This is a genomic window from Halorubrum shenae (assembly GCF_051194165.1).
GTDB lineage: Archaea > Halobacteriota > Halobacteria > Halobacteriales > Haloferacaceae > Halorubrum.
This window is the reverse complement of sequence record NZ_JBLZNI010000007.1, coordinates 1-18,877: the sequence shown is the minus strand read 5'-3', so window position 1 is coordinate 18,877 and position 18,877 is coordinate 1. Positions and strand designations below refer to the sequence as shown.

Below are 18,877 nucleotides of genomic sequence, written 5' to 3'. Positions count from 1 at the left end.
CGATCCCTCGATTGTCGGGAGCGCCTCTCGAGCCGACTCCTTACCGGAGTCCGTCGACGGTGTCCGCCGCCTTCTCGAGCGTGGCGTACGAGTCGGCGCCCGCCTCCGCCTCGTAGATGAGCCACTCGACCGCGTTTTCGCGGGCGAGTTCGACGGTTCGCTCTAGATCGAGGTCACCCGCGCCGACAACGACCGTGTCGCCGGCCGCGGCGTCGTAATCCTTGAGATGGACGAGCGTGATCCGGTCTCCGTGAGCTTCGAGGTAGGCGAGCGGATCCTGCCCGGCCACCCCGGCCCACCCCACGTCCAGTTCGAGACCGACGCCGTCGGCCGCCTCAAGGAGGTGCGTCAGCGCCGGCCGGCCGTCGAGAGAGGCGAACTCCTGATCGTGGTTGTGGTAGTGTAGTCGGAGGTCGCGGTCGGCGAGCGCGTCGGCCGCGGCCGAGAGTCGGTCGGCGGCCGCCTCGGCGGCGGCGACCGACTCGAAATGCTCGGGGCCGAGCCACGGGACCACCACGTCGTCGGTCCCGATTTTGGAGGCGGTCGCTGCGACGCCGTCGGGATCGGCCTCGATCTCCTCGAGGCCGACATGGGCGGCGGCGGGGGACAGCCCGTCGTCCGCGAGCGTCTCGGCGACCGCTGCCGGCGTCGCGCCGTCGAGTCCGGCGAACTCCACGCCGGCGAACGTCGTGTCGCCGACGCGGTCGAGTACGGTCGTGAGCGGGTCCTCGACGTCGCGCAGGCTGTAGAGCTGGAAGCCGAACTCTGTCATACCGGAACGTCGCGACGCCGCGGTATAACTCATCTGGATACTGGCCGCCGTCCGCGACGACGGGGCGGGCTAGTCGAACTCGGCGACGAACGCGTCGGTCGCCTCCCGCCAGGCCGAGACGATCCTGCCGTACGTCGGGTCCGCGTCCCAGCGTTCGACCGCGTCGTCGGCCTCGAGCCGCGCGACGGTCCGCCGCACTCCCGCTTCCCAGGAGACGGTCTGTCGGAAGCCGAGATCACGTTCCGCCTTCTGCGTGTCGAACACCGTAGAGAACTGGAAGTGATCCACCAGCGGCGACACCCGGTTGGGGACCGCTGCGCGAAGCGCGTCGGTCGGCACGTGGACGAGGTCCGGTTCCGGCGCGTCCAGAGCGGCCGCCGCGCGCCGGTGGTACTGGTTCCACGTCATCGGGTCGGTCGCCGTCGCGTGATACGCCTCGCCGATGGCCTCCTGGTTCCCAATCGCCGCGACGAAGGCGGCGGCCACGTCGTCGCGGTGGCAGGGCCCCCAGACGGAGGTACCGTCCCCGTGGACCAGTATCGGCTTGCCCTTCCTGAGGCGGTCGACGTACGTCTCGCTGGAGAGCGTGTCGATGAGGCCGCCTCCCTCGCCGTAGGTGTGCCAGGGCCGGATGATCGTCGCCGGGAAGCCGTCGCTCCGGTAGGCGTCGAACAGGCGGTCCTCGCAGGCCGCCTTGTCCGCGCCGTACTCGCTGACCGGCGGCTCGCGGGCGGCGCGCTCCCGGATCGGCATCGTTTCGACCGGTCGGTGATACACGTCGACGGTGCTACAGAAGACGTACTGGTCGACGTGGCCGGCGAACACCTTGACGGCCGTTTCGACGTCCGCGGGGGCGAAACCGACCATGTCTATCACACACCCCAACGAGAGCGCGTCGCGGGCCCGTTCCAGCGCGGCGCGGTCGGTGCGATCTCCCGTGATGCGGTCCACCGACTCCGGCAGGTCCGCATCGGTCTTCCCGCGAGTGAATATCGTCACGTCGTGGCCCGCAGCGGTCGCTTGACGCGTGATCGCCGTGCTGATGAGTCCCGTGCCGCCGATGATGAGTACGTTCACGTTCCCCTTGATGAACGCATCCCGTTTAGCTGTATGGCCCCGTGCCGTGCGTAAAGACTTTCACTCGGGTCGGCTTGATATTGGTAACTCGTGACGAAGTACACCGTTGCCGTCATCGGCGCAGGTCCCGACCCGGAGAACCCGTCCGTCGACGGCTACGCGATGGGGTATCGACACGCGGAAGGATTCGAGAACGACGCCCGGTGTGAGGTCGTCGGCGTCGCCGACATCGTCCCGGAGAACGGAGCCGCGTTTGCCGACGCGTTCGACCTTCCGGAGACGGCTGTCTACGAGGAGTACGAGCGGATGCTCGCCGACCTGGACCCGGACCTCGTGACCGTCGCCGTGCCGCCCGCGGTACACCACGACGTGGTCGTCGGCTGCGCTCGGAGCGACACCGTCGCGGCGATCCACTGCGAGAAGCCCATGGCGACGTCGTGGAACGACGCGCGGTCGATGGTACAGGAGTGTCGGCGGAAGGACGTTCAGCTGACGTTCAACCGACAGCGACGGTTCGGAAAGCCGTTCGTCGAGGCGAAGCGACTCCTCGACGAGGGTGAGATCGGTGCCCTGCGACGGATCGAGATCACGTGGGGCGACTTCTACGACACCGGCGCTCACACGATCGATCTGGCGGGAATGTTCAACGACGAACACGGCGCGGAGTGGGTGCTGGCCGCGCTCGATTACCGGGACGAAGACGTGCGGTTCGGGACGCATCAGGAGAACCAGATGTGGGCCCAGTGGCGGTACGAGAACGGCGTCTACGGACTGATCTCGGGCGGCGAGGGGAGCGACTTCGCCGACGCCTCGTTCGTGCTCCGCGGGACCGACGGCGAGATACGCATCGACGTCGTTGACGGTCCGATGCTGACCGTCTCACACGGTGGGGACCGAGAGCCCGTCGACGTCGACGGGGAGACGATGCACGCCACGGGATCCGAGACTGACCGATACGGCTCCGGGTTTCAGGACCGGGCGGTCGCCGAGGTCGTCGACGCGCTCGAAGCCGGGCGCGAGCCGTCGCTCAGCGGACGGATCGGACTCAACACCGCGGAGATCGTGTTTGCGGGATACGAGTCGGTCCGTCGGACCGGCCGGGTCGATCTACCCGCGGACGGGTCCGACCACCCGTTGGAGGCGATGGTGGCGTCGGGTCGGCTGTCGCCGTCGTCGCCCGACGAGTAGCGGGACCGAGGTCGGCCCTCGAGCGACCGCTCCGTCCCCTAGTCGTGACCGATGATCGGCTGCGGTTCGTACGGCTCCTCGAGGTACTCCATGTCGGCGTCGGAGAGGTCGATCTCGACCGCCTCCGCGGCCTCTTCGAGGTGCTCGACGCTCGTCGTGCCGACGATGGGGGCGGTCACCCAGTCTTTGTGTAGGAGCCACGCGAGCGACAGCTGTGCCATCGAGACGCCGCGGTCGTCGGCGAGCTCCTGGACTCGCTCGTTTATGTCCCGACCGCCGCCGGCCCCGTACTCCGGCGTCGGGTTGTGGTGGTTCGACGGGTCACCGCGCGTGGTCGCCTGTAGCTCGTCGTGCGGCCGAGTGAGGTATCCCTGCCCCAGCGGCCCCCACGGGATGACGCCGATGTCTTCTCTCTCGCAGAGCGGCAGCATCTCTCGCTCCTCCTCGCGGTACGCCAGGTGGTAGTGGTTCTGCATCGTCTGGAACCGCTCCAGTCCGTTGGCCCGCGCGGTCTCCTGTGCTCTCGCGAGCTGGTAGGCCCACATGGAGGAGGCACCCAGGTGTCGCACGTCGCCGCGACGGACGGCGTCATCGAGCGTCCGAAGCGTCTCTTCGATAGGCGTATCTTCGTCCCAGCGGTGGATCTGGAGGAGATCAACGGTGTCCATCCCGAGCCGGTCCAGCGAGTCGGCGAGTTCCTGTTCTATCGCCTTCCGCGAGAGCCCGCTCCGGTTGAGCCCCTCCTCGACCGGGAAAAACGCCTTCGTCGCGACGACCTGCTCCGCCCGGTCGCGTTCGTCGAGCGCTCGGCCAAGGATCGCCTCGCTCTCGCCCGCCGAGTAGGCGTTCGCCGTGTCGAAGAAGTTGATCCCCAGCTCGACGGCTCGGTCGATGATCGCCCTCGACTCCTCCTCGTCGAGCATCCACGGCTCCTCGCTGCCGAAACTCATACAGCCCAGTCCGATACGGCTCACTTCCGTTCCGGTCGCTCCGAGCGTCGTATACTCCATATCGCGCGGTCTCGTCGCCGTCGGAAAAAACTGCTGACTGCGCGCTCAGGGTGCGTCGAAATCGGGGCCCGGCACGGCCGACTCGGTGCGCCAGCTGTGGCTCGGCGTCCAGTCGAGCCGCTCCGCCGACTTCGCGGTCGAGAACGCCGACGCGTCGCCCGAGAGCGTACACGGTTCGGGGAGATCGCCCAGCAGTGCCGTGAACAACTCGGCCGTGTCCTCCCCGAGGTAGTTCTCCGTCGCGTGGCAGTGGAAGGCCTCGTGACCGTCGATGGCCACCTCCAGCGTCCTCGCGATCTGGTCGGCGAGATCGCGAACGTCGACGTACGACCAGTAGTTCCCGGGGCCGCCCCCGACCGCCTCGGCCGGGTTCGCCGCCAAGGCGTCGAGGTCGAACGACTCGCGGATGTCTGTGACGAAGTACTCGCCGGGGTACTGGACCCACGAGGGGCGGATCGACGCGACGGAGATGCCGTCTCGTCGAACGACGGCCTTCGCAGCCTCCTCACCGCTGACCTTCGAGAGGCCGTACGGATCCGCGGGGCGGAGCGGATGCGTCTCCTCGATCGGTAGGGCGTCCGGGGCCTGCGCCGACTCGGCGAAGGGGAATCCGTACGCGGACTCGCTTGAGGTCCACGTCACGTCCGCGCCGATTCGACCGGCCGCGTTCAACACGTTGTACGTGCTCAACACGTTGTTGCGGTAGACGCGCTCGCCGGCGTGGTTCAACGGGTCAGGGATCGCCGCGAGGTGGACGACCGCGTCGGGGTCGACCGAGAGCATGAGATCCGTCGTCTCCCCGGCGTCGACGAGGTCGACCGCGCGGAAGTCTACCCCCTCCGGCGGCGTCCCCACCGGAAGTTCGCGGTCGACGGCGACGATATCGTGCGATTCCTCTGTGAGGCGATCGACTACCCAGCGCCCGGCGCCGCCGAGCGCGCCTGTCACGATGAGCGTCTGTGGCTTCGCGTCCATACGAATCTTCTCGCCGACGCGGAAAAAAAGGTGACGCTGCGGGCTACTCAGTCCTCGATGGGCGGACTGTCCCAGTACTCGTGATCCGGCTCGCCGCGGAAGCAGGCGCTCTGGTGACCGCCCGGCTCGCCGCGCAGCTCCGGAGTTTCCTCGCGACAGACCGCCCGCGCCTCCGGACAGCGCGTGTGGAACCGACAGCCGCTCGGCGGGTTAACCGGGTCGGGAACGTCGATCTTGCGCACCGGCGGTTTCCCGGCGTCGGCGGAGTCGAGCGCTAAGTCCGGCGTCGCCCACCGGAGGACGTTCGTGTACGGGTGGCCCGGGTTCTCGATGAGATCCTCTGCCGGGCCGATCTCGACGATCTCTCCGAGATACATCACGCCGACGCGGCCGTCGCCGTGCTGGGCGAAGTACCGCGCGTTCGACAGGTCGTGCGAGATGAACACGAACGAGGTGTCGAAGTCCTCTTGCAGGTCCAACATCAGGTCCATCATCTCGACGCGCAGGGAGACGTCCAAGGCGCTTATCGCCTCGTCCGCGAGGATGAGGTCCGGGTTCATCAACAGGGCGCGCGACAACGCGACGCGCTGTTTCTCTCCGCCGCTGAGCTGGTGCGGGTACCGGTCGGCGAAGTCCGCGGCCGGGTTCATGCCGACGCGTTCGAGCAGCGAGTAGATGCGCTCGCGGCGCTCGTTGAGCCCGACGTTCGGGTGCGTCAACTTGATCGGCTGCGAGAGGATCTCGACTATCTGCTGGTTCGGGTTCAACGAACTGCCCGGGTCCTGGTGGATGATCTGTAGCGACGAGCGGATCTCGTCGAACGGAATCTCCACGTCGCCGACGCCGTCTTTGGCCGCCCAGATGTCCTGTCCGCGGTAGCGGACGGTCCCGCCCGTGGGACGCTGGAGGCCGATCGCCGTCTTGCCGAGCGTCGACTTGCCGCACCCGCTCTCGCCCACCAACACGACCACGTCGTTCTCCTCGATGTCCAGCGAGATGCCGTCGACGGCCCTGACGGTGTCCGGCTCCTCGAAGAACTCGAACAGGCCCTGGTCCTTCTCGAAGTGGACCTCCACGCCGTCGAGCGACACGAGCGGCTCGTCGTCCTGCCCGGCGGCGTCGGACGGGCCGAATGCGTCCGGCTGTCTCATGAGTCGCCCTCCGAGCCGCCGCTCGCCGCACCGCTTTCCGTGGCCTCGAAGTTCAGCTTGATGCTCTTTCGGGCCTCCTCCCAGCGGTGACAGGCTGTTCGATGGTCATCGCCGGTCTTGTAGAACTCGGGGTCGACCTCGCGGCACTCGTCCGTGGCGAGCGGACAGCGCGGCGCGTACGAACAGCCGGACGGGACGTTGACCGGTGCCGGGCTCTGGCCTTCGATGGGTCGCATCTCCTCCAGCGGCGCGTCGAGGTTCGGCGTCGAGTTGAGCAGCGCGCGAGTGTACGGGTGCCCGGAGTTCCCGATGAGTTGGTCGCGCGGCGCCACCTCGATGAGGTCGAACGCGTACATCACGGCCATCCGGTCGGCCAGCGCGGCCACCAGCGGCAGGTCGTGCGTGATGAACACCATCGTCAGGTCGTACTTTCGTTGGAGTTCCTCGAGAAGCGTGAGGATCGACCGCTGCATCAGCAGGTCGAGCGCAGCCGTCGGCTCGTCCATCACGAGGACGTTGGGTTCGAGCACGAGCGAGAGCGCGATCAGCGCCCGCTGTGTCATCCCGCCTGACAGCTCGTGCGGGTACGAGTCGAGTATGCGCTCGGGGTCGAGATACAGGTCGGACAACAGTTCTCGGGCGAACTCCATCCCCTCGGGTACGCGAGCGTCGTGGGCCTTCAGCGTCTCCTTGAAGTGCCCGCCGATCTTCATCGTGGGATTGAACGAACTCATCGCGCCCTGGAACACCATCGCGACCTCCTCCCAGCGGAACTGGCGCAGTTCCTCGTCGCCGAGTTCGAGCACGTCGACGGTCGTCCCGTCGGGGCGGTGATAGAGCACCTCGCCGGACAGCCGGCCCGGATCGGGGATCGCGTCGAGCATCGCCGAGGCGAGCATCGACTTCCCGCTGCCGCTCTCCCCGACCACGCCGACGACCTCGTTTCGCTCGACGGACAAGCTGACGTCGTTTAAGACGAACGTCTCGCCGCCGTCGTAAGTGACCTTGGCGTTGCTCATCTCGATTATCGGATCTGTCGCGCCCGTCGGGTCGTCGTACCGGCTGTCGGCCGTCGTCGTGTGTGATGCCATTCAGAATACCTCCGTCACGGTGTCGTCGTCGTCGTCGGCGGCTGTCGATTTCGACTCGCCGGCCATCCGCGTTCGGACGCGCGGGTTGAACACGCGGTCGAGCCCCTGCCCGAGCAGAATGAGCCCGAGCGAGAGCCCCATGATCGCGAGCATCGGGGCCAACAGCCAGTGGGCCGCCTGCCACGAGAAGAGCGCCCCGTTGCTGTACGCGAAGTTGAGCGTCACGCCCCAGTTCTGCGTCGAGTAGGGCAACACGCCGAGGAAGTAGAGCCCGACTGACGCAAACATGACGTAGCGCGCGGCGAACACGAAGTTGACCGTTATGTACGGCATCAGGTTGGGGATGACGTCCTTGATGATGATACGCGGCGTGCTAATTCCCATGGTCCGCGACGCTTCGACGTAGTTGTTCTCTCGGATGGTGAGCACCTGCGACCGGAGCGACCGACCGAGTCCGGCCCAGTAGCTGATGTTTATGATGATGCCTAGGACCACCGGGTTCTCCGGGTTCAGCGTCACCGCCAAGATGATAACGAGCGGCAGCCCCGGAATCGCCATTACGAGGTCGGAAACCGACATCAGCCCGCGATCCACGCTACCGCCCTTGTAGCCGGCGACCGTGCCGATGATGACGGCTATCAGGGTCGCCCAGACCGCTCCGGCGGTGATCAGGATGAGGATGGTCGGCGTCGAGTGGACGATGAGCGCCATGAGGTCGACCCCCGACTGGGTCGTTCCCAGCGGGTAACTCATGTCGGTGAACGGCAGGAGGAGCCGTGGCCCTTGACTCGTCGACGGCTCCCGCCAGAGGCCGAACACCGCGACGAGGGCCATGAGAACGTAGCCGCCGATAATAAGCAGGCCGAACCGCGTTCGCCAGTCGGACCACGCGACGAGCGCCGGCGTCCGCACCCGCGCGTCGTATATCTCTCCGAGCCGTTCCCGTCTCGTCACGTCCGGCGACGAGGTGCTGTCACCTCGCCAGTCGACGGCTGTACTATCGGTTTCAGTAGGCTTCATCTGACTCACCTGCGCTTATCCGCGGGTCGATCCAGCTGTACGTCAGGTCGGCGACGAACACGCCGACCACGAGCGCCACGGTGATCACGAGGAACGTCCCCATCATCAGCGGGTAGTCGTTCGCGTTCAGCGCCGTGATCATGTAGTAGCCCAGCCCGGTGTACGAGAAGATCTGCTCCAAGATGACGGTCCCACCGAGGCGGAAGCCGAGCAGCAGCAGGAACCCCGTGTACAGCGGGAGGATGGCGTTCCGCGCGACGTACCGGGTCGCGATACGCCCGTCGGAGAGGCCCCGCAGCCGCGCCACCTGGACGTAGTCGTTGCCGAGCACTTGGATGCTGTTGCCCCGCATCGCGAGCGCCTGGCCGCCGGCGGCGCCGAGCGTGTACGAGACGATCGGCAGGACGCTGTGTTTCAGCGCACTGACGACGAACGGGACGCTGAGGCTCCGGTCGACGCTATTGCTTATCGTCCCCGCGGTCGGCAGCCAGCCGAACTGGTAAGCGAACACGTACAACAAGAGAACGGCCACCACGTAGAACGGCATCGACATCATCGAGATGGAAACGCCGGTGACCCACTGGTCGAACCGACCGCCCTCCCAGTACGCTTGTAACGATCCGAGGAAGATGCCCACGACGAACACGAGAATCGTCGAAACGAGGACGACGAACACCGTCCACGGTGCCGCCCTCGCCAGCACCGACACGACCGGCTCGCCGAGCGAGATCGACTCGCCCAAGTTGCCCTGTGCCAGCGCGGTCATGTAATCGATATACTGCATCCACAGGGGCTCGTCCGGTCGGATATTCTGTAGGTTAGCGATCCTGGCGTCGACCTCGTCGGCCGGCACTCCCTGCCGCAACAGCTGCGCCCGCAACAACGTGAACGGACCGCCGGGGAGGAGCCGGACCAAGCCGAACGTTAACGACGCCACGAGGAATATCGTGACGAACACTCTTGCGGTCCGCCGCACGTAGTAGTTGACCATTGCGTACTAAGTGTCGCTGGATTACTCCTTCGCGCTCAACTTGCCCTGCTTCGGGAGCCAGTGCGACGGCCACTTGACTCCGCGGGCCGGGTCGTCCGGACCGACGACGTCCCAGTCGGCGTCGGTGAGCCACGATTGGTCGACCTTCCCGACCAGACTCAACACCGGGATGTTCTGGTTGTGATGCCACGCGACGCGCTGGATCGTCTCCCGTGCCGCCGCCTCGTCTTGGGTCGTGGCAACAGTCTTGATCTCCTCGAGGGGGTCGATTGTCATCTCGCCGGAGCCGTCCATCGCGGGCACCGTCTTCTCGCCCTCGGTGAACCCGTGACCGCCGCTGATGTCCGGGATCTTCATCTGCCAGCGCAGCGGGAAGTACGGGAACGACGACCGCGCACCGCCGGGCAGCCAGTAGAATGCGCCCATTGTGAAGTTCGACTCGATGTACCTGCCGAAGAAGTCACCGACCGGGAGCGAGTTGATGTCGAAGTCGAAGCCGAAGGAGTTGAGCTGGTCGACGACGGTGTTCGTCGCCGTCGTCCAGTCGGTCCAGCCGGCCGGGGTGAGGTACTCGCCGCCGATCGCGTTGCCGTCGCCGTCGCGCCACTTGCCGTCGGACTTCGAGTACCCGGCCTCGCGGAGCAGCGAGGCGGCCTCCTCGGTCTGAGAGGCGTCCATGCCGTAACTCTCGAAGCTGTCGAAGACGTCGCCCAGCCGCGACTCCTGGTCCGCCGGCGCGATGCCGGTGACCTTCGGTGCCGGGTCCTTCGTCCGCGGACCGGCGTTGTCGGCGACCTGTTGGCGGTTGATCACGTGTGCGACCGCCTGTCGCACCTTCCGTTTCCCGAAGTGTTCATCGTTGTGGTTGATGAGGGCGCCGTACCCCCATTTCGCCGGCAGCTGAACCTCCTCGACGCGGTCCGGGAAGTTTGCGACGGTCGTCGGCGGTGTGAACAGACTCGTGACGGCGTCGAGTTCGCCGCCCAAGAGGCCCTGCTGGAGCGCGGTGTTGTCGGTCCGCGTGAGCAGTTCGTACGTGCTGAAGTTCACGTTATCCGCGGAGTGGAAGCTCTCGTTCCGCGTGAGCGTCCATCCCTGGTCGCGCTTCTCGTCGAAGTTGAACGGGCCGTTCCCGTGGATGTTCTCCTCCCACTTGAACTCCTGAACTGCCGAGGCGTCCTTGTCGACGAACTCCTCGTACACCGGCCCGTACGCGTGGATCCGAAGGTCACCGTTTGCCAGCGTGTGTTTGATGATCTCCGGGTTCGTCGGCTCGGAGAGGTTCAAGACGACCGTCTTGTCGTCGTCGCCCTCCTCGACGCTCTCGACGTAGTCCCAGAGCGCGGAGCCGGTCTTTTCCATCAGGCGGAACTGTCGGATGACGTCGGCGGCTGTCACGTCGTCGCCCGTGTCCCACGTGAGGTCGTCGCGCAGGGTGAGCGTGACGGACGTCTCTTCGAACGACCACTCGTCGAGCCCCGCGAGTTCGAACTCCTTCGTCGAGAAGTTGTACGCGGCGAAGCGCTCGAAGATGTGGTTGCCGGCGATCCAGTCGTAGTTCTGCGTCCCCATCGGGTTCACGTGGAGGTTCGACGGCACGCCGTTGTTCGTGGCGCCGACGAGCGCGGTGTCGATCACGCCCGATCCGTCGCCACCGTCGCTCCCGTCGTTCCCGTCGCTCCCGCTGCCTCCGTCACCGTCGTCGCTTCCGTCTTCACCGCCCGCACAACCCGCGAGCGCCGCCGCGCCCGAGGCGCCTGCTGTGGCGACGAATCGTCGCCGGCTGACAATATTGCTATAGTCGTCGTTGGGATTTGCCATGGAACGATTATGAAGTTTAGTCATCTGTTAATAAATGTTATGGTGAGCGGTCTATAATGACAGATCTCGGCCGTGTACGGAATCGTGGTCCCGAGAACCGAGCCGAAATCTCCCGGTAGGACACCCGAGCGTGACCGCAACAAAAGAATTAACCCGAGTCACTTGTTACCACGGGTAATGCCTTCAGACGAGCGGCGAGACATTCCGCGTCGTGAGTTCGTTCGTGCCGCGGTGGCGATCGGCGGCACTAGCGCCCTCTCCGCGTGCCTTGAGACGGAGCGTGATCGGTTCGGTGAGTCGTCGGGCTCGACCGACGGGGCCACGGACGACTCCGAACCGACGTTCCCGCGAGGGGACCCTGGTATCATCCCTGCCGGACAGCACCGCTGGGGCGAGTTCCTCGTCCGGGACTCCCACGGCAACACGGTCCCCCCACAGCAGCTCGTCGCAATCGGGATGCGCTACGAGGGGTCGGCCCCGCCGACGGACGCCGAGCGGGAGACGGTTGAGGACGCGCTCCGAACGCTGGAACGGGCGTTCCAGTGGGGGACCGGAGGTGATGCGGGCGCGCCGTTCCACCGCGGGCTCCTCTTCATGCTCGGGTACGCACCGGCCTACTTTGACGCGGTTGGTGACCTCCCCGAGGGGCTCTCGACGCCGGAGTCCGTCCTCGAAGCCGTCGGCGAGGATCCCGCCCGCGCGGACGAGTACGACGCGGTGATGATACTGACGAGCGACGTCGGCTCGATCCTCCTCGCCGCGGAGGAGGCGTTGTTCGGTGAGCTCGACGAACTCAACGGACTCACCGTGGAGTCGACGTTCGACGGGATCTTCTCGAAGGCCGGCCGCCACGTCGGCTACGTCGGCAAGGGACTGCCGGCCGACAAGCTCGACCACGACGACGTTCCCGAGGACGCGCCGCTGTCGATGGGGTACAAGTCAGGCTTCCGCGACAACCTCCCGACCGAGGACCGCGTCACTATCGACGAGGGGCCGATGGCCGGCGGGACGACGATCGCCTCTTCGACGCTCCGGATCGATCTCGACCGGTGGTACGACCAGGGCCAAGCGGAGCGGACCGCCGAAATGTTCTGTCCGGCGCACGACCCCGACGATATTGGCGCCACCGGCGACAAACTCGGCGGTGACAGCGGCGTCACCGAGTCAGACGTCGAAGACATCGACGCCCACGCCGAGACGTACGACCGCGTCGGTCACACCCAGAAGGTGGCTCGGGCCCGCGACGACGACTTCGAACCGCGCATCCTCCGGCGGACCGAGGGCGTCGCCGACACGGTCCGTGACGGCGCTGGGTTCCAGTTCAACGCGATCCAGGAGACGATAGCCGACTTCGTCGAGACGCGGAAGACGATGAACACTGACGAGTACGACCACGACGTGCCCGCCGAAGACCACGGTATCACCGATTACCTGGAGACGCTCCGCCGCGGCAGTTACCTCGCGCCGCCCCGCGAGAAGCGCGCGCTTCCGGTGGTCTGAGATGCGACGAGGCTTGCGCGCCGGCCTCGCCTGTCTGTTCGTCCTCCTCGCCGGATGCTCCGCCGCCGGAGTGTTCGGGACGGGAGGCGACGACGCCGCGACGGAGCCGCCGCGGATCCAGTTCGAGGACGCCACAGCGGACGCGGGACTGGCGTACGAGGCGAGCGGCGGCGGCGTCGGCAACGGGAACTCCGGCGTGTACGTCGCCGATGTCGACCGAGACTCGTGGCCGGACGTCCTCGCCGTCGGCGGGGCGGCGCCGGCGCTGTTCGAGAACCGGAACGGAACGTTCTCGCGGCGCGGCTCGTTCCCGTCCGTCGACGGCGAGATCAAGAGCGCCTCGTTCGTCGACGTCGAGGGGGACGGCTGGCCGGACCTGTTCCTCTTCGCCCGCGACGGGACGGTCCACGCGTTCCACAACGACCGGGGCACGTTCGAACCCACCGAGTACGGGCTCGGAAACCTCACGTATCCGCTCGGCGCGGCGGCCGCCGACTACGACGGCGACGGCGACGCGGACCTCTTCGTCTACCAGTCGGGGTCGTGGCGCGAGCAGAAGCCGGCGGGGTACTTCAGCCCGAACGCCAGCATCGACGTCGACAACGGGAACCCGAACTACCTCTACGAGAACGTCGGCGGCGCCTACGAGCGCGTCCGGACGGACGACGTCGAGGGGGCACACTGGAGCCTCGCGGCGAGCTTCGCCGACCTGACCGGCGACGGTCGTCCCGACATCCACGTCGCCAACGACTACAACAACGACACGATCTACGTGAACCGGGGCGACGGCGAGTTCGAGCGACGGTCGCTCGGGGGCTCGACGGCCCGGAACGGGATGGCGTCCGAAGTCGCTGACGTGACGGGTGACGGGCGGCCAGACGTGTTCGTCTCGAACATCTGGTTCCCCGACCTCGAAGCGAACATGGAGCCGGAGCGGTACGAGCGGCTGAAACGCTTACTCGAGTTCGTGGTCCACTCGAGCCGGACAGAGGGGAACACGCTCCTCGTCAATCGGGGTGGCGGCGAGTTCACCGACCGCGCCGACGGGCTCGGCGTCCGGCGCGGCGGCTGGGGCTGGGCCGCGAGCATGACCGACTTCGACAACGACGGCGACCGCGACCTCGTCCACACGACCCAGCGGGTCATCAGGGTCGACCGCGATGACCCGGTGTACACGTACCCGATGGTGTTCCAGTCTAACCGGACCGTAGCCGGCGACGACGGCGCGTACGAGCGCGTGAGGAAGGAGACGAACGGGATGCGCGAGACGAACGGCCGGGGGCTGGCCACGCTCGATTACGACCGTGACGGCGCCCAGGAACTGGTCGTCGCGACGTACGACGCCGAGTTCGTCGTCTACGACAACGCCGCGACCGGCGACCGGAACGGCCTCCAGTTCCGCGTCGTCGACGAGCGCGGCGCGACGGCGCTGGGCGCCGAGGTCACCGTGACGGCCGACGGAGAGCAGGTGGTCCGTCACACCACCAACACCGACTTCCTCTCGCAGGACACCCGGGTCGAACACGTCGGGCTCGGCGCCAGCGAGACGGTATCGCTCCGCGTCGTCTGGCCAGACGGGACCGAACGACGCTTCGAGGACGTCGGCGCCGACCAGCGGCTGCGGATCACAAAGTCGGGGCTCGTCGTCGTTCCCGGCGATTCGGCCAGCTGAGGGCGTTTTCTCAGCATCAAAAATTATAAAACAACTTGGTCACCCTCTATGCGTATGCAGTCAAGCAGCGAGCAACCCCTATACAGAGATGAGACTGCCACCCTCTCGAACCGGGTCGAGGACCTCCTCGACCGGATGACTCTCGAGGAGAAGGCGGGCCAACTCGTCGGCACGTGGGCCGGCCAGCTCAGCGAGTTCAAGACCGTCGACGACGTCGCTGACGAGGTCCGCGACCACCACGTCGGTGCGGTCGCGTCGTTCGGCTGGGGCGGCGCGGCCGACATGCGGCTAGACGACATCGTCGAGAGCGTCAACCGACTCCAGGAGGTCGCCCTCTCGGAGACCCGTCTCGGTATCCCGCTGTTGTTCAACGTCGACGCCGTCCACGGTCACGCGTACGTCGCCGAGGGGACGGCGTTTCCGAACGGCCTCGGCGTCGGGGCGACCTGGGACGCCGAGGCGGTAGAGCAGGCCGCCGACGTCACGGCGACCGAAGTACGGCGATCCGGCGCTCACCAGAACTACTCTCCCACGTGTGACGTCGCCCGCGAACCGCGCTGGGGTCGCGCCTTCGAGACGTTCGGTGAGAGCCCGTACCTCTGCGGGACACTGGCGGCCGCGAAGGTTCGGGGGTATCAGGGCGAGGGAATCGAAGATCCTTCGTCCGTCATCGCGACGGCCAAGCACTTCCCGGCGTACAGCGAACCGGCCCGCGGCGAGGACGCTGCTCCGGTCGAGGTGTCCGAGTACGTGCTGTGGAACGTCTTTCTCCCATCGTTCCTCGACGCGCTCGACGAGGGGGTCGAGTCGGTGATGCCCTGTTACAACGCCATCGACGGCGAGCCGGCACACGGTTCGCGACGGTATCTCACCGACCTGCTTCGAGGCACGCTCGGCTTCGACGGGACCGTCGTCTCCGACTGGAACGGCGTCCGGATGCTCCACGACGATCACAGGATAACCGCCGACCACCGCGGCTCTGTCCGGCAGACGCGCGATGCTGGCCTTGACATCGCCTCGGTCGACGCCGTCGAACACGCCGAGCACCTCGTTGCGCTGGTCGAGGAGGGCGAACTGGCCGAGTCTACCCTCGACGAGAGCGTCGAGCGCGTGCTCGAACAGAAGTTCCGGCTCGGACTCTTCGAGGACGCCTTCGTCGACCCCAGCGAGGCACGCGACGTGGTCGGTGCGGAGCCACATCGGGAGGCGTCCCTCGAGACGGCCCGGGAGTCGATGACGCTGTTGAAAAACGACGACCTGTTGCCGCTCGACGCCGACGCCGACGTCTTGGTCGCCGGTCCGAACGCGGACGACCCCGTCCACCAGCTCGGCGGCTGGAGCGTCCCCGACCCCGATGGGACGGACATCGTCACCGTGCGCGACGGCATCGAGGCGGCCACGGACGGCGACGTCGCGTACGAACAGGGAACGACAATGAACGACGAACTCGATATCGACGCCGCTGCCGACGCGGCCGCGGACGCCGACGTGGCGGTCGTTGCCGTGGGTGAGCCATGGTACCTCCACGAGTTCGGTCCGACGGCCGACACCGGCACCGAACCGGACGAGTTCCCCAACCGGCACTCCCTCAGCCTTCCGGACGCGCAACGCGATCTCGTCGAGGCCATCCACGAGACGGGGACCCCCGTCGTCGGCGTGTTGATCACCGGCCGGCCGCTCGTCGTCGACTGGATGGCCGACAACGTGCCGGCGTTGCTCATGGCGTACTACCCCGGGACGATGGGCGGTCGGGCCGTCGCCGAAACGCTGTTCGGCGAGAACGACCCCGGCGGTCGGCTCCCGATTACGATCCCGAAGTCCGAGGGCCATCTGCCGACCCGCTTCAACCACTTCCCGCACCCGACGCCGATCGGACAGGACGAACACCCCTCGTCGTACGACCCGCTGTTCGAGTTCGGCCACGGGCTCAGTTACGCCGAGTTCGAGTACGGCCAAGTAGCGCTGGAGGACTCGACCGTCGGCCCGCACGAGACGACGACCGTGGAGGTCCCGATCGAGAACGTGAGCGACCGACCCGGGACCGACGTCGTACAGGTGTACGTTACCGACCACACCAGCTCTAGGGTGACGCCGGTCCGAGAGCTCCGCGGCTTCGAACGCGTCTCGCTCGCCCCCAGCGAGAGGGCCACGGTGTCCGTCGAACTCGACGCGGCGTCGCTCGGTCGAGTCGACACCGAAGGCGTGCGACAGACCACGGCCGGTGACTACTCGGTCCGCGTCGGTGACCAGGCGGTCGAACTGCGCGTCGAGACGACCTACGACTGATCGACGCCGTCGAAGGAGATCGCTTCGAGTGTTATCTTCTGTGCTTCGAGGTCCTCGAAGACGGCCCCCCAACCGCCGATGGAGAGCTCCTCCGTCCCCGTATCAAGCCAGACGACTGAGTACGTCGAAAGCCGTTCCAGCGACGGGCTGTGGTTGACGAATATGTCCGGATAGTAGATGTTCGCAACCGTCCCGGTGATGGTCCGGAACTCCCCCGTCTCGACGTTGAGGCCGTCGATGGTCACCACGACCGTCGCGCCACCGTGATACACGTCGCTGATGTCGCGGATGAACTCCTTGAGGCTGATATACGTCTTCGGGAGTTGCTGATTCGACGACAGCGGCTCCCACGAGTACCAGAGACAGGTCTGGAAGTACCAGTGGTTGATGAACGAGAGGATGTTGTCGTTGATCAGAATACCGTAGTTCTCCCCGGCACGCGAGTTCGGCGCGAAGTAGGTTCGACTCCGGTCGAGGACGGCGAGAAACGGCCCCGGAATCTTGACGACGCGCATCTCCAAGTTCGGATCCGAGAGGTCCCACTCCTCGCTCCGCGCGGCTAAGTCTGGCTCGTAATACACCGCGACGTGAATGATCACGTCTCGGTCGGCGGCCGCCTTCAGGTCCGTACGCAGCGACTCGAACTGTTCGGCGGTCAACGCGACCTCGACGGCGACCTCGGCCTCCCGAATCTGCGTTCGGACGTGTTCGAGTACCGTCTCGGTATGTTTGACGACGCCGACGCGGTGTTCGTTGAGGTCCGGCTGCTCCCAACGGTTTTCGAGCTCCTCGGCGGCGTCAGTGAAGAGTTCTCCGCGGTCGCGCAGGTGCGTGAGGAGGTTAACGGGGTCTGACGGCTCCGCGTGTAGCCGGTCCTGATCGATGGTCTCGACGAACCCTTTCCCCTCTAATGACCGAAGCGTCTCGTACACCTGCGAGGTCGGCACGCTGGACTTTTTTGCGACGTCGACAGCAGGGAGTCGTCCGTGGTCGACGAGTGTCAGATACGCCTCAGCCTCATACCCCGTCAGGTCGGCGTTTTCCAGCGCTCGTTTGAGCGTGTCTCGGTCCATGGCTCACCACTAGTTCTCCCGGTATGAATTTCTATCGCACGACAGTATAAACATATACGAATACATATATAAAACAAGGAGCTGAGTACCCAAGTACTGATCCGAGTACTGACTTATCTTTCTTCACGTCTAATAGTCCAATCAGGCGCTTGAAAACCTCCTAAAAGCGATTTTTGGAAACATCTCAGAGCCCTAGTTATACACTTTTTGATGATTGTTGGATCAGTATGTAGCGGCCGAACAAATATCTTTCACAGCAGGTCTCCGCGCCTCGTTCGGTCGGAGCGCCAAACCTATGGGTGATCCGTCACTGTTCGTCAACCGCTCATTGATTTGCGTAACTTTCATAACAAACGTACTGTTGTTATTTTAGGCCGCAATCGGGGACTACGAGCCGGTTTGCCCTCCGCGCCCGTTCCTCGAACTCGAGAGTGTCATTGGCTGCTCTCGCGTGACTTGTTCATCGCCGCTACGACACATTACTATCAGATTTCAATATTATATATACGTTCTACCTCTCTCGATTCAAGCGTACGAATCAGCCGACCGTCGATCGCACGGTATCGTCCGAGAGTCAAGATCTATACACCACTTAATATCTTTCACAGTTTCTAAAATCGTTTTAAGACGTCTACTCTAGTATTGTGCGTACTCAGCGATCGACATACCCGGTCGGACCTATGTCAGGCCGAACCCAAACCGATAATTCGCACTCAAGCGACTATTCACCCGTTTTGAGGCTAAGAGAAAGAATAAACGAGCTTGCCGTCAGCATTATCTACCCGAGCGCTCAGAGCGGCAGAGTATAATCAAATAATTATATTTTACTGTCATAGTCAGTTTGAAGGACTATCTGGCGCACGCAGAAACCGTATCTTCGCTCGCCGCCGAGCGATTGCCGGGCCGGTCGATGTACGCAAAGTTGGCTTTCAAAATCCGGGTGCTGTACGCAACGCGCTATCTTGCTTCTCGTTTGCGTTATGATCTTGTGCTGAATACGCACCCTGTCTCTTTCACGGCAGTCTTGACCGGTACTGAGTAAATCAGACAGATAGATACGTGAACGCTCTGTATCGACCGATTCGGCCTTGTGTAGACGCTTCTGAAAGCGTCGGTGAGCGGTTATGATGAGTGAACAGAATCAGCCCGTGAGTGCTCCTCGACCGATCTCATTGTCGGTACTTCACGAACGACGTAATCAGTCGGATTGATCCGTTGCATTGACCGGTAGAAAGTGTCTGGATCAGGAT

The 18,877-nt window shown here is 65.2% G+C and carries 14 protein-coding genes; 4 read left to right on the top strand and 10 right to left on the bottom strand.

Annotation, left to right across the window (positions count from 1 at the left end):
• Positions 1 to 40: 40 nt before the first annotated feature.
• Together ACNS88_RS09840 and ACNS88_RS09835 are read right to left on the bottom strand one after the other, a co-directional pair.
• Positions 41 to 772: a sugar phosphate isomerase/epimerase family protein gene (locus ACNS88_RS09840; RefSeq protein WP_435096609.1), complete on the bottom strand. Its 732-nt coding sequence runs from the start codon at positions 770 to 772 to the stop codon at positions 41 to 43.
• Positions 773 to 841: 69 nt separating this feature from the next.
• Positions 842 to 1,849 carry an NAD-dependent epimerase/dehydratase family protein gene (locus ACNS88_RS09835; protein ID WP_435096606.1) on the bottom strand — a complete coding sequence of 336 codons (1,008 nt, stop codon included), beginning with the start codon at positions 1,847 to 1,849 and terminating at the stop codon, positions 842 to 844.
• 90 nt (positions 1,850 to 1,939) lie between these two features.
• On the opposite strand from ACNS88_RS09835, the gene ACNS88_RS09830 reads away from it, so the two are divergent.
• A complete protein-coding gene (locus ACNS88_RS09830) occupies positions 1,940 to 3,037 on the top strand; it encodes a Gfo/Idh/MocA family protein (RefSeq protein ID WP_435096603.1) in 1,098 nt (365 codons plus the stop codon).
• 38 nt (positions 3,038 to 3,075) lie between these two features.
• Here the strand turns inward: ACNS88_RS09830 and ACNS88_RS09825 are convergent, their stop codons facing one another.
• The 7 genes from ACNS88_RS09825 to ACNS88_RS09795 are packed head-to-tail and all read right to left on the bottom strand — an operon-like array spanning position 3,076 to position 11,096.
• Positions 3,076 to 4,047, bottom strand: coding sequence for an aldo/keto reductase (locus ACNS88_RS09825; protein ID WP_435096600.1), 972 nt, complete (start codon positions 4,045 to 4,047; stop codon positions 3,076 to 3,078).
• Positions 4,048 to 4,092: 45 nt separating this feature from the next.
• On the bottom strand, positions 4,093 to 5,022 hold the full coding sequence (locus ACNS88_RS09820; RefSeq protein WP_435096597.1) for an NAD-dependent epimerase/dehydratase family protein: 930 nt from the start codon (positions 5,020 to 5,022) through the stop codon (positions 4,093 to 4,095).
• 47 nt (positions 5,023 to 5,069) lie between these two features.
• A complete protein-coding gene (locus tag ACNS88_RS09815; protein WP_435096594.1) occupies positions 5,070 to 6,173 on the bottom strand; it encodes an oligopeptide/dipeptide ABC transporter ATP-binding protein in 1,104 nt (367 codons plus the stop codon).
• Positions 6,170 to 7,264 (bottom strand): ABC transporter ATP-binding protein, encoded by a 1,095-nt coding sequence (locus tag ACNS88_RS09810; protein WP_435096591.1) that lies wholly within the window; start codon positions 7,262 to 7,264, stop codon positions 6,170 to 6,172. Before ACNS88_RS09810 ends, ACNS88_RS09815 begins: the two co-directional genes overlap by 4 nt.
• Positions 7,265 to 8,284: an ABC transporter permease gene (locus ACNS88_RS09805; protein ID WP_435096588.1), complete on the bottom strand. Its 1,020-nt coding sequence runs from the start codon at positions 8,282 to 8,284 to the stop codon at positions 7,265 to 7,267. It lies immediately after the preceding gene.
• Complete coding sequence (locus ACNS88_RS09800) at positions 8,271 to 9,275, bottom strand: ABC transporter permease (protein WP_435096585.1); 1,005 nt, start codon at positions 9,273 to 9,275, stop codon at positions 8,271 to 8,273. Before ACNS88_RS09800 ends, ACNS88_RS09805 begins: the two co-directional genes overlap by 14 nt.
• A gap of 21 nt (positions 9,276 to 9,296) precedes the next feature.
• Positions 9,297 to 11,096: an ABC transporter substrate-binding protein gene (locus tag ACNS88_RS09795; RefSeq protein WP_435096582.1), complete on the bottom strand. Its 1,800-nt coding sequence runs from the start codon at positions 11,094 to 11,096 to the stop codon at positions 9,297 to 9,299.
• Between the two features lie 177 nt (positions 11,097 to 11,273).
• On the opposite strand from ACNS88_RS09795, the gene ACNS88_RS09790 reads away from it, so the two are divergent.
• The 3 genes from ACNS88_RS09790 to ACNS88_RS09780 are packed head-to-tail and all read left to right on the top strand — an operon-like array spanning position 11,274 to position 16,554.
• Positions 11,274 to 12,596, top strand: a complete 1,323-nt coding sequence (locus ACNS88_RS09790) for a DUF7405 family protein (RefSeq protein ID WP_435096579.1) — start codon at positions 11,274 to 11,276, stop codon at positions 12,594 to 12,596.
• A 1-nt stretch (position 12,597) separates the two neighbouring features.
• Complete coding sequence (locus ACNS88_RS09785; RefSeq protein ID WP_435096576.1) at positions 12,598 to 14,268, top strand: CRTAC1 family protein; 1,671 nt, start codon at positions 12,598 to 12,600, stop codon at positions 14,266 to 14,268.
• Between the two features lie 54 nt (positions 14,269 to 14,322).
• A complete protein-coding gene (locus tag ACNS88_RS09780; RefSeq protein WP_435096573.1) occupies positions 14,323 to 16,554 on the top strand; it encodes a glycoside hydrolase family 3 N-terminal domain-containing protein in 2,232 nt (743 codons plus the stop codon).
• Here the strand turns inward: ACNS88_RS09780 and ACNS88_RS09775 are convergent.
• Entirely contained in the window at positions 16,545 to 17,627 is a 1,083-nt protein-coding gene (locus ACNS88_RS09775) for a TrmB family transcriptional regulator (protein WP_435096570.1), read from the bottom strand. The genes ACNS88_RS09780 and ACNS88_RS09775 overlap by 10 nt on opposite strands.
• Positions 17,628 to 18,877: the final 1,250 nt, after the last annotated feature.